The 12,078-nt window shown below is 50.1% G+C and carries 12 protein-coding genes; 4 read left to right on the forward strand and 8 right to left on the reverse strand.

The features are described from left to right. Positions 1-148 precede the first annotated feature (148 nt). The 5 genes from rplI to BUC30_RS01535 form a co-directional block, all read right to left on the reverse strand. Positions 149-595, reverse strand: coding sequence for a 50S ribosomal protein L9 (gene rplI, locus BUC30_RS01515; RefSeq protein ID WP_012820326.1), 447 nt, complete (start codon positions 593-595; stop codon positions 149-151). 16 nt (positions 596-611) lie between these two features. Continuing rightward, entirely contained in the window at positions 612-863 is a 252-nt protein-coding gene (gene rpsR / locus BUC30_RS01520; RefSeq protein ID WP_012820327.1) for a 30S ribosomal protein S18, read from the reverse strand. After that, complete coding sequence (rpsF, locus tag BUC30_RS01525; protein ID WP_073423210.1) at positions 863-1,234, reverse strand: 30S ribosomal protein S6; 372 nt, start codon at positions 1,232-1,234, stop codon at positions 863-865. Before rpsF ends, rpsR begins: the two co-directional genes overlap by 1 nt. Positions 1,235-1,357: 123 nt before the next feature. Beyond that, positions 1,358-2,458: a hypothetical protein gene (locus tag BUC30_RS01530; protein WP_244536430.1), complete on the reverse strand. Its 1,101-nt coding sequence runs from the start codon at positions 2,456-2,458 to the stop codon at positions 1,358-1,360. Positions 2,459-2,568: 110 nt separating this feature from the next. Further along, entirely contained in the window at positions 2,569-3,564 is a 996-nt protein-coding gene (locus BUC30_RS01535; protein WP_073423212.1) for a tryptophan--tRNA ligase, read from the reverse strand. A 126-nt stretch (positions 3,565-3,690) separates the two neighbouring features. Between BUC30_RS01535 and BUC30_RS01540 the strand changes: the two genes are divergently transcribed. From BUC30_RS01540 to BUC30_RS01555, 4 genes are all read left to right on the forward strand, one after another. Further along, positions 3,691-4,851 carry a ribonuclease D gene (locus tag BUC30_RS01540; RefSeq protein ID WP_073423213.1) on the forward strand — a complete coding sequence of 387 codons (1,161 nt, stop codon included), beginning with the start codon at positions 3,691-3,693 and terminating at the stop codon, positions 4,849-4,851. 23 nt (positions 4,852-4,874) lie between these two features. Beyond that, on the forward strand, positions 4,875-5,459 hold the full coding sequence (locus tag BUC30_RS01545) for a 5-formyltetrahydrofolate cyclo-ligase (protein WP_073423214.1): 585 nt from the start codon (positions 4,875-4,877) through the stop codon (positions 5,457-5,459). 85 nt (positions 5,460-5,544) lie between these two features. After that, positions 5,545-6,645, forward strand: a complete 1,101-nt coding sequence (locus tag BUC30_RS01550; protein ID WP_073423215.1) for a TrmH family RNA methyltransferase — start codon at positions 5,545-5,547, stop codon at positions 6,643-6,645. A gap of 174 nt (positions 6,646-6,819) precedes the next feature. Next, positions 6,820-8,616 (forward strand): CotH kinase family protein, encoded by a 1,797-nt coding sequence (locus BUC30_RS01555; protein ID WP_073423216.1) that lies wholly within the window; start codon positions 6,820-6,822, stop codon positions 8,614-8,616. 84 nt (positions 8,617-8,700) lie between these two features. Here BUC30_RS01555 and cysK read toward each other — a convergent pair whose 3' ends face one another. The 3 genes from cysK to BUC30_RS01570 all read right to left on the reverse strand — a co-directional run bounded on the left by cysK (position 8,701) and on the right by BUC30_RS01570 (position 11,807). Beyond that, positions 8,701-9,621 (reverse strand): cysteine synthase A, encoded by a 921-nt coding sequence (gene cysK / locus BUC30_RS01560; RefSeq protein ID WP_073423217.1) that lies wholly within the window; start codon positions 9,619-9,621, stop codon positions 8,701-8,703. 70 nt (positions 9,622-9,691) lie between these two features. Continuing rightward, positions 9,692-10,981: a hypothetical protein gene (locus BUC30_RS01565; protein ID WP_073423218.1), complete on the reverse strand. Its 1,290-nt coding sequence runs from the start codon at positions 10,979-10,981 to the stop codon at positions 9,692-9,694. Continuing rightward, a complete protein-coding gene (locus BUC30_RS01570; RefSeq protein ID WP_073423219.1) occupies positions 10,974-11,807 on the reverse strand; it encodes a TIGR02147 family protein in 834 nt (277 codons plus the stop codon). Before BUC30_RS01570 ends, BUC30_RS01565 begins: the two co-directional genes overlap by 8 nt. Positions 11,808-12,078: the final 271 nt, after the last annotated feature.

Genomic DNA, 12,078 nt, shown 5'->3' on the forward strand with positions numbered 1-12,078 from the left:
AATGAAAAATATATTTTTTTGCTTACGATTTCAACTACGCAAGCCGTCAAAACGTTGTAAAATAGGGCATAAAAAGCAAGAACCGCCCCCGATTGGGAGCGGTCCGTAAGATTTTCAGTGGAACTGAAGAAAATTACTTCGTTAGAAGTTACTTCTCAGCGACCACCCAAACCTTGACCTGTGCTTCAACGTCGCTGAAGACCTTGACAGTCACGGTGTAGACACCGAGCTGTTTGATCGGTTCAGCAAGGTCGATCTGAGCACGAGAAACCTTGACACCAGCCTTGGTGATTGCTTCAGCGATGTCACCTGCGGTCACAGAACCGTAGAGACGTTCGCCTTCAACAACGCGGCGTTCGAGGTTGACAGAAACCTGAGCGAGCTTTGCAGCAACATCGCCGGCAGCAGCGAGTTCCTTCTGGAACTGAGCTTCAACAGCAGCGCGGTTGTTTTCGATTTCAAGCTTGGCTTCCTTAGTTGCGCGAACAGCGAGCTTACGCGGGAAGAGGTAGTTACGAGCGTAACCATCCTTAACCTTCACGACGTCGAGCATCTTGCCCAAGTGGGGGACGTTAGCCTTAAGAATAATTTCCATAGTCTAGTTCCTCCTATTAACGCATGCTGTCCGAAACGAACGGGAGAATAGCCATCTGACGGGCACGCTTGATAGCTTCGTTCAGCATACGCTGATACTTAGCGGAAGTGCCAGAAATGCGGCGCGGGATGATCTTGCCACGTTCAGAGATAAAGCGACGAAGAGTCTTTTCGTCCTTGTAGTCAATGAACTTGACGTTGTTCTCGGTGAACCAGCAAGTCTTCTTGCGGCGGATGCGAGTAGCCTGCTTCTTATCTTCAAAAGCCATTATTCAGCCTCCCCTTCTTCTGCGTCAACCGGAACAATTTCTTCGGTGGACTGTGTCTGAGTCTGATCGTAGACGATTTCGCTCATCGGATAATCAGCGAGGGTCATCCAACGGAGAACGTTTTCGTTCAGCTTGAGAGCGGCTTCCATAGCAGCGACCGTTGCAGCTTCTGCCTTGTAGTAGAAGATGACATAGTAGCCGTGCTGGCGCTTGTTGATAGTATATGCGAGCTTGCGCTTGCCCCAGTCGTCACGGCGGAGAATTTCGCCGTTGCCGCTGGTGATGTTCTTGCCGATGGTCTCGACTTCAGCCTTGATAGCGTCGTCAGAGATCATAGCGTCGATGATCACCATCGTTTCGTATTGTCTCATAATGAGTCCCTTTGGTCTATCGCCCGGAAACCGACATTGGCTCCGGGAGGGTTCCGAACAAATCGGTGCGCCTAATATAGAAAAAAATGATTTGCGTTGTCAATCCGCAGGGGGCAGTCGAGGCTAAATTCCGAACTGAAGACCGATAAAACCGCCAACAGCCCACTCCCCTACACCGCGATTGAAGTATCGCTGGAAGATCATTTCGAAAGACACCCACGTCGAACGGAGGTTTTTCATTCCCCACGGCCAGATTTCTTGTACATTGAACGCGATTCCCGGACTGAACGTGACTAGCTGCGCCCACGAGAAGTTGAATTCGTAACTGGCACTACCCAAAATGCCCAAATAGCGGAACAGGGCGACACCCATGCCGACTTCGACACCTAGAGTAAAGCCATCCAGCGAGAACATCTTTTCGCAATTTTTCTCGGCTATCGCATTTTGAGAACTTTCACTGTCGCTAGACAGGCTGTCCGATTCTGCAACTTTACTCGTATCCACTCCTGTTGAACGATCCCTGTAAACGCCATCCTTCAGTTCTTTGCGGAATTCCGAAAGGTCGGTCGTTTCGAGTCCAAGCACAGCGCCCGCATAAAAGTCAGCCCCCGAAAAGGTCTTGTGGATCTTGACATTCAAACGATAACGCTGATACATGAGCATCATTTCTTTGTCAAGAGTTCCACCAAAGAAGCGGACATCAAAACCGCCTGTAATGTTATCTCTATAATGATATTCCAGTTGCCCCTGCCAGATGCCAAGACAATCGCAATCCTTGGACGCATTGAAAAGCCCAGCACCGACGCCCACGGAAATGCCCTGACCTAGGAATGCAGCCTGGTGCGGAAGCGGGATGTTATAGCATTTTTTACTTTGTTTTGAAGCTGCAGTATCAGGCATGACAACGTAAACAGTATCGACAACTGTATCTCGCACCACGATGTAATCATTTGCGGAGTCCGCCACAGAAGATGCCGAAATCGCAGGGTTCGCAAAATTCGTAGAAACATCAGTTGAGTCGGATTGCGAAGCGGATTCTTGAGCTGCGGTTTCGAGATTTGCGGATTTTTTCGATGATTTGCGAGAGGCTGTTTTGCGAGACTTCGCCGATTTGGACGTTGTGGACTTTTTAGCGACCACCTCGGACTTTGCTTTTTTTGTCTTGGAGCTAGAACGAGTTGCACCGGAGCCTTTGGCTTCGGCATAGACGTTCAAAATCAGCAATAGGACTAAAAAAAGAATTCGCACGCTTGTAATTTAATAAAATCAATTGAAAAACGCAAAAGCTCCCGGAGGAAATTCCGAGAGCCTTGTAAAATGATTTTTAGAAAGGTTTAGTATGTACCAAGCAAGTGGCGAACTTTATCCATCATGACCTTGGCCTTAGCGCGAGCGCGTTCCTTACCATAAGCGAGAATCTTTTCGATTTCGTCGGTATGGTCGAGCAAGTAGAAATACTTTTCGCGAGCGGCACCGAGATGTTCTTCGAGAACGTTCTGGAGTTCCTGCTTGGCGTGGCCCCAGCCCATGCCACCTGCACGGTAGCGTGCTGCGAGAGCTTCGGTCTGTTCCGGCGTTGCAAAGAGTTTGTACAACTTAAACACATTGCAAGTATCCGGATCCTTCGGTTCTTCAATGCCCTGGGAGTTCGTCACAATCTTGCCGAGACGCTTCTTGAGAGCCTTCGGTTCAAGGAAGATGTCGATGTAGTTGTCGTAGGACTTGCTCATCTTGCGGCCGTCAAGACCCGGGATAACACCGGTGGATTCCTGGAAAACCGGTTCCGGGACGGTGAACACGTCTTCGCCAAAGTGCTTGTTGAACTTGATGGCGATATCACGAGCAAATTCAACGTGCTGCTTCTGGTCCTTGCCCACCGGCACGATGTCAGCGCTGAACATGAGAATGTCGGCATCCATAAGGCACGGGTAGCAGTAAAGGCCCATGTTCACGTTGGAGTCCACATCAACACCAGCAGCGGTGTTGGCTTCGACCTTAGCCTTGTAAGCGTGGGCGCGGTTCATGAAGCCCTTCGGCGTGAAGCAGCTGAGAGCCCAGCTAAGTTCAAAGATTTCAGGAATATCGCTCTGCTTGTAGAACAGGGATTCTTCCGGGTTGAGACCGAGAGCGAGCCAAGTTGCGGCGACCTTGTAGATGTTCGCACGCATTTCGGCGCCGTTCTGCACAGTCGTCAAAGCGTGATAGTCCGCAATGAAATAGACCGTGTCGTAAGTCTTCGTAAGTTCAAGAGCCGGGCGGATTGCGCCCACATAGTTGCCGAGATGGGGGGTACCCGTCGGCTTGATACCGGTAAGTGAAATCTTTCTCATGGCGTGCAATTTAGGAAAATTTCACTGTGCGTTACAGCACACTTGCGCGGGGAAAGTGCTGTGTTGGGGTAAATTCGGGGGAAAAAGAGCGCGCTATCAATTTCTTTTATTACATTTCCTTGTCAAATGATTAAAGACGAGAAATACATATTGGTAGATAGTGAAGAATCGCTCGCAAACTTGCTTGCTGATTTGGAGCTTTATGACATGGCCGCTGTCGACACCGAGGCGGATTCCATGTACCATTACACGGCTCGTCTCTGTCTTATCCAGATTACCATTGGCGAGCACCATTATATTGTGGACCCGCTTTGTGGGCTGGACCTTGCACCGCTGTTCAAGGCACGTGCAATGCAGACGCTGATTTTCCACGGTGCAGATTACGACCTCAGACTTTTGTGGCAGACTTACGGCTTTTCGCCGAAGAGCATTTTCGACACGATGCTTGCCGCAAAGATTCTGGGCGAACAGCACCTCGGGCTTGCCGATTTGGTCAAGGAATATTTTGGCGACGAGCTCAAGAAAGAAAACCAGAGAGCCGACTGGACGATTCGACCACTTTCGCTGGACATGTGCGAATACGCCATCCACGATACGTTCTACCTTCACGAACTTTGTGCCATTTTAGCAGAAAAGCTGCAACAGGCCGGTCGCATGAACTGGCTCACGGAGCAGTGCAACACGCTTATCGAACACGCAAGGAACCCGAACGTCCCGAAAAAAGATCCGTGGCGCATTACGGGTTCCAGCATTTACGGCCCCTGCGCATTGAACATCCTCAAGCACTTGTGGGAATGGCGCGAAAAGCAGGCCGAAGAACTCGACCGTCCGCCTTATAAGGTGATGCAGTCCGAGCTGATGCTTGCGATTGTGAATGCCCAGAATTCACATTTTCCGGAAGTCAGCGAAACGTTCCTGCCAAAGCTCCCCCGCAATTTCAAGGGAGACCGTCTGGATTCGTTCCTGAACATGTTGCGCACAGCTGTGGCCGTCCCGGAATGCGATTGGCCGATGCGCCTCCCGAAGGCTCCACCACCGCCAGTCATCCCGCATTCGGACTTGCTCAACGCACTCAAGACGTGGCGTGACGAAAAGGCCGAAGAGCTGAAAATTGACGCTGCGCTCCTCGCAAACAAGTCTCAGTTGATTTGGCTTGCCGCTCCGGGAAACATTCCGTGGGAAAAGCGCTACGAAGAAGCACACTTGATGCACTGGCAGCAGTGCCTCTGGAACGAAATTCTGCGTGACAAGTTGCCAACGGCAAAGCGCATTGGCGACGAAGAATAGAGCCTCAAAATAAAGGTTTTTAAATGGCCGCGTCCATCGTTATTGTAATCTTAGTGTTGCTGATTTTCGGCAGCAGCCCCATCGTCGAGATGATATTGAAGATGCGTCGCATGAAAAAGGGCGATGACATCATCAAAGAACCGTGGCAGGAAATCCACGACATTCCGGGCTACCACGATGCAAGGAACATCGCGGCTTTTTACCCCATGAAGGGCGAGCCGAATATCATGCCGATTCTTGAGGAACTCGCCACCGAAGGACGCCTTTTGCTCCCAAAGTGCGAGGGCGAAGGCATCATGCACTTCTACAAGATTGCAAACCTTAAGAAGGACCTGGTCAAGGGACACTATGGAATCATGGAGCCCCGCGAAGGCATCGAGAAGTTTGAAGGCGACATTCCTGTGTTCCTGGTCCCAGGCGTAAAGTTCAACTGGGACGGGAGCAGACAAGGACACGGCAAAGGATACTACGACAGGTTCCTCGCCAAATACCCGAACGCATTTAAGGCAGGAATCATGACTCCGGCGCAACTTTCCAAGGAACCGCTAGAGCAGAAAGAAACCGATGTGAAAATGCACACGGTCATCGCCTGCCGAGAAAAGTATTAACCGACTCAACATTGGCGATCCCGGAATAAATCCGGGATGACAACGCAAAAGAAAAAGTCTTTAACAAATCACGGAGATTCACAAAATGAGTTTCAATAATGACGACAGCCGTCGCGGTTTTGGTAACGATCGCAAGCGCCACTTTGGGCGCACAGCACGCCCCACTTTCGATGAGGCGAAGTTCAACCGCGAACACCCGGACGAACCTGAACGCGCACCCGAACGTCGCGAATTTTCACAGGAACGCCGTGGTGGCATCGGTAGCCAGGCACACCTCCGTCGCGACCGCGACAACTTTGCAAACCGCCCGAGCCGTTTCGACAGTGACCGTCCGAGCTTTGGCGACCGCCCGAAGCGCTTTGAAGGCGAACGCCGCGAATTTGACAAGAGCCGTGCTAACCAAGAAAACTTTGTGCCTGCAGTCGGTGATGCCGATGCAGCCCCGCAGGTTGCCGTCGGTGGCATCAAGGAAGTTGAAGAACTCCTGAACAAGAACCCGCTCCAGGTCCACCGCGTACTCTTCATGCACAAGTCCGGCAACCCGAAGCTCTATGAACTCCAGAAGCTCGCCAAGCGCGCCCATGTACACGTGCAGCAGGTTGATTCCAAGATTCTCGACAGCTACGCCCGCCCGAACCACGGCGTCGTTGCACTCATGAACGAGAAGGAACTCCTGAACTGGATGGACGTCCGCGAAGAATTCTTCAAAGCCCGTGACACGGGCGAAAAGAAGCTCATCGCCGTTGCCACAAACATCGAAGACCCGCGTAACCTCGGAGCTTGCATCCGTAGCTCGCTCGCCTTGGGCGTTGACATTTTGCTCCTCCCCGCAAAGGGCATGTGCGGCATTACCCCGAGCGTCGCCCGCACTTCTGCAGGCGCACTCGAAAAACTCCGCATCTGCCGTCCGGACAACCTTGAAGGCGCTATCGGCGAACTCAAGATGGCTGGCTATCAGATTCTCGGGCTCGATGCCGATACCGAAACAAACCTCGCCGGATTCGACTTTGCAGACCACGTGGTGCTCGCCGTCGGTGGCGAAGACGTAGGCCTCCCCCCGTTCATCAAGAAGCAATGCGACGCCGTACTCCGCATCCCGATGAAGCCCGAAGCTCATTCGTACAACGCATCTGTAGCCCTTTCGCTCGGCCTTTACGAATACGCTCGCTTGCGCATCAAAGCATAATTTGCACAAAACGCGCGAAATTAGCCGTTGTAAAGTTGTAAACACAAACAACGTGTAAACAGAAATAAACGCACCCTTTCAACGAGGGTGCATTTATTTTTAGAAGAGATGGATAAGGAGTGTGGATACATTATGCTAAAAAAAGCCCTATTATCGTGTTGCTTTGCGGCAGGGATGTCCCTTGCGCAAACGTACGACTTACCGATTGTTTTCGTTGACACCAAAGGCGAATGCCTTGACAAAAATGTCACTGAAAAGATTCCTGCAACAATGCGCGTGCTCGACGGGAAAACAAATTCCGTTGCAGACAGTGCCAAAGGTACGCTTTATGACATTGGCATCAAGGTAAGAGGGCAATCATCCGCCTTGTTCCCGAAGCCAGGCTATGGCGTAGAAGTCCGTGACGAAAAAGGTGAAGGTCTTGACGTCAGCCTGTTCGGGCTCCCGCCTGCTGACGACTGGGTTTTCCATGGTCCTTATGTAGACAAGAGCATGATGCGAAACGCTCTCGCCCACTGGCTCTTTAGACAAGCAGGCCACTACAGCCCACGCACTAAGCATTTTGACTTGTACATCAACGGCGTTTACCGCGGCGTGTACGTGCTTATTGAAAAAATCAAACGCGGCAAGTATCGCGTGAACGTGAGCAAGCTTAAAGAAACCGACATCGCAGGCGATAGCCTCACCGGCGGCTACATTTGGGCTTTTGACAAAACGGGCACCAACACCGGTGGCGCAGGCAGTGGCCCCATCGAAAAGGAAGGCTTTAACACTTCTGACGGTTTAAACGTCATTTTGCACTACCCCAAAAAGGAAAACATCCAAAAGCAACAGGAAGATTACCTAAAAAAATACCTGAACAATCTTGAAGGCTTGTTCAAGAACGGCAAGAACGGTCAAGGCTATGAAAACTACGTAGATATGACATCGGCTCTGGACTATGTCTTGCACGAAGAAGTGACAAACAACGCGGACTCCTACTGGTGCAGTTTCTTCTTGCACAAGCCAAAGGACAAAACCGACAAGAACGGAGTCAAGACGGAAGGCAAGGTAACACTTGGCCCGGCTTGGGACTTTAACCTCGCCATGAGTAATGGCAGCCAGCCCGAAAATGGCGGAGGCAATAACGGCGGTGGCATGTGGGGCGGCGGCTTCGGTGGTGGTTTCGGTGGTGGCGGAAACGGCTTCGGAAGTTCCGGCACAAGCGGCTGGCAAATCGAAAACAGCCAAAAGTCAGGCAATGGCGGCATGTGGGGCATGGGTAGCTCCCTCAAGGCCCCAAACTGGCTCCTTGGCATGTGGAAGGACAGTCACTACCAAAGTGAATTGAAGAAACGCTGGGCAGAACTCCGCAGTGGCGTTTGGCACACCAAGACTTTGGATCTCTACCTCGATTCCATGAAGACGTACCTCAAGAACGCAGCTGACAGAAACTTCAAGCGCTGGCCGAACTTGGGCAAATCAAGCGGTCAGAACGATGCGGACCCGCAGCCAATGAAATACTGCAATAGCAGCAGTGGCGGTGGCTTTGGCATGCCTATGGGTGGCTACAACGCAACCACGTGGGATGGAGAATTTGAACATCTCCGCAAGAAGATGAAAGAAAGAATGCAGTGGATGGACGAACAGCTTGGATTCAAGGAACCGGCCTCCCCCATTGCCATGGCTCCTGTAGATCCGTCAATCCATGAACCCGATTGGCAAAATGACGACAAGAAGAAAGACTCGATTCCGCTGAACATCAACTACGACGATCTCAGCAGGCTCTCGCCGACAAACTTCTTCGTGGTCATCGGTAACTACCTCGAAATCCACACGGATATGGGAGGCAAGTTTGCTCTAGTCGATTTGAACGGTGCTGTTTTGTACAAGACCCAGATCAAGGCGGGAACGACCAATATCGAAATCCCAGCCAGGGCAAGAGACAGGCACTGGATAGCAACGCTTAACGGCAAAATGCTTTCTAAATAAACTTCTTAATGAATTCCTCACTTAATAGAAATGCCGGCTCACGGGAGTCGGCATTTTCCTTTTTAATGTCTCGCGCAGTGGCGATTACGTGTTCCAGAGCCAGGTGCTGAGGTAACGTTCGCCAGTATCCGGGAGCACTGCGACAATGCGCTTGCCCTTGAATTCCGGGCGCTTCGCGACCGTGAGCGCACATTCGAGAGCGGCACCCGACGAAATCCCGACGAAAATTCCTTCTTCGGCAGCGGCAGCGCGAGCGGCATCACCCGCTTTTTGCGTGCTCGTCAAATAAACTTCGTCAATCACCTTCGGGTCGTAATTCTTCGGAACAAAGTTTGCGCCAATACCCTGAATTTTATGCGGACCAGCAACACCCTTAGAAATCATTGGAGAATCGTCCGGTTCAATAGCAATCACGTAGATGTTCGGGTTCTTTTCCTTGAGGAACTTCGCCGTGCCAGAAACGGTTCCGCCCGTGCCTGCAGTTGCGATGAACACATCGACCTTGCCGTCCGTATCGCGCCAGATTTCAGGACCTGTCGTGCGGTAATGCGCTTCGGGATTTGCAGGATTGTCGAACTGCTGCGGAATGAAGCTACCCGGATTGGCAGCAGCGATTTCATTTGCCTTCGCGATGCAGCCAGCCATGCCCTTAGCGCCCTCGGTCAGCACCACTTCGGCGCCAAGCGATTTCAAAAGCATACGGCGTTCCATACTCATAGAATCCGGCATCGTGAGCACCACCTTGTAGCCCTTGACTGCACCGACATAAGCAAGACCAACGCCTGTGTTACCGCTCGTCGGTTCGATGATAAGCGCACCCGGTTTGAGTTTGCCTTCTTGTTCGGCACGATTAATCATGTTCAGCGCCACGCGGTCTTTTGCGCTACCGAGCGGGTTGAACATTTCGAGCTTCACATAGACTTCGGCATCACCCTTGTTGAGCTTATTGATGCGGACGAGCGGCGTATTGCCTATCGTTTCGAGAATGTTGTTATAAATAGCCATAAAAAAAGTTCTCCGTACTGTACGGAGAACAATCTAGAATTATTTGCGAAAGCGCAACTTGACCACAGAATTATTTTATCAAGTCTGCGCGGTACCATTCGCCGTAGGTAACTGCTTTCTTGGTTGGGCTACCCAATGTTTCGCAGGCCCAAGTTTTACTTGTAAATCGATTGTACGAAAGTTCTGTGTTTTCGTCAAGGAGGCCGTCGCAATCTTCGACAAGGAATGCAATCGGGAAGTACATTGCCGTCTGCATGCATGGTCCTCCCGGATTAACAGATGATATTTCGATGCTCCCTTTGGAAATTTTGCTCAACACGTGTCCTGTGGGTTGCGCTCCATCGTGACTCAAAACAAGGAATGTTTTGCAGTTTTCCTTTGGAGTTCTGTTTCCGACAATGGCTGCCGTCATTGGGAAATAGTTGCCGATATCAGAAACGTTGATTTCTTTCAAAAATGGATTGATGCTGGAATGATTCTGTTCAATGTCTTCGTCTAAATATGCCGTTGAGGGAAGACCTCCGTTGTAGGCTAGTACATGTTCGTCGAACGAAAGCTCGCTCGGATCATCTGTAAATTGCACCGTATATTTGTCTAGTGTGAATGCAGCTGTGTCGATGGGGGTAGTGTCCCTAGGTATGGCAATTACGTTCAATGTATCCGGATCCGGCGGTTCAGTGCTCGAACTAGACATATCGCGAGATGTCGAAGACGGAGTTGTAAAACGCCCCGTCGTTGAGCTCGCACCTTTGGAAATAGCGTTGCACACTTCACCCGAGAACTTCGAGAAATCCTTAAATAATTCGTTGAAATCAATGGTGGTTTTCGCAGGCTTTGTTGTGCAAGTTCCAGGAACAGTCTCTGTACACACAGTCATAGCAACAGCTCTATCATCAAAACAATAGGCCGTCACATCGCCATTTTCATCACAGGATTCTTTGTTATTACTACCATTGAAAACAAGCGCCCTGGATTGGCACGATGCGACAAATTCCGCAAGCACGCTATCACAAGAGCTTCCAAAGTTTTTCATTTCTATGGAGTTTTCAACAAGGCCATCATTCACCTTGAGTTTTGCCTCATAAGATTTTTCATCTGCCGTACAAGCGGCCTCAGCACCATTTTCTTCACCATAGACAGAAATATCGACATTGTCGACATTCATCACCTTTGTCGCTTTGGTGGAAAAGACAATCTGAGAAGGTCCATTCATCGAATTGCTACTGCCGTTTGCTTTCGACGAACTGCTGTTTTGAGCAACAGCATTACCCTCAATCGCAGCACCACTGACATTGTTGTCGGTGCAACCCATTAAAGCGAGAACTCCCGCAGCCATAGTGAATTTAATGATGTTATTCATGAGATTCCTCCTGAACTTTTTTTGTTAAAGGGAACAACTGAAGGTTCAGTCGATAAACTTGGTTGATGTTTTCATATTCGGCAGCGATGTTTGCCACCTTGCGTACAAACGCGTCCAGCTCCTGCGAAATGCGGGCGTAGGCTTCTTCGCAAAGCCCAAGCGTTGCACCCGTGAAATGACGTTCTTCAATCGGGAACTTGTCGATAGCCGTTCTCGCAAGCGATGCCATTTCTTTGTGCATGCCGCGAACCGCAATGGGGAGCGACTCTTTTGTGCCGATGACAGTCTTTTCCGTCTGCACGTAAGTATGCTCGGCCTCACGTTTGAGAAAACCTGTCTGCACAAGGAACGCAAGCGAGTCACGCACCTGTTCTGCCGAAATCACCTGATGGCAAGTTTTCGCCATTTCGAGCGGGCGCTTTCCGGGCATCATCGGAGCAAGTTCACGAATCGTCGGATTTTTCCACGATTCATAGAATTCAAAAGATTCCGCATCGACAACGCGCACTTGATGCTCGCGAGCAATCTTCTGCATTTCAAGAAGCGCCTCTTTTTTCACGGAGTCCTTCGTTGCATTGCCGAACTTGACCATTTGCGTGAAGTAAGCAAACTCGTGCCCCACAAGCCCCATCGCATGGGCGACCTGTTCCATCTTGACGAGACTCAAGCTGCTCTTGCCTTCGCAAACAAGCTTTAGGTAAACCGGCGACTTGAACCCCGCCAGCTTGGAAAACTCACGCCACGAAAATGCGCTCGTCCTTTTACGCTCTTCGTAAAAGTCCTGCATGTACAGGCGGTAATCCTTATATTCTGTTATCGGTTTCATAAGCAGTCTTTAGTTATTAGTCAATAGTCATTGGTTATAACATTCGTTCTTACATGTATAAATTTAAGTTTTTAGCGAACTGCACGCAATATTCAAAATGATACAAAATAAAAGAAAATTGCAAATTTTTAATGATTTTTATAAATATTTTTCAATTTTAAAATCTAAAAGATACACAATGTATCATTAATAAAAAAAGTCACTGGATCCTTCGACTCCGTTACACTCCGCTCAGGATGACAAAACGGAGCAATATCATCAATAATACAAT

The sequence above is a fragment of the Fibrobacter sp. UWB7 genome (assembly GCF_900142945.1).
In the GTDB taxonomy this organism is placed as follows: Bacteria; Fibrobacterota; Fibrobacteria; order Fibrobacterales; family Fibrobacteraceae; genus Fibrobacter.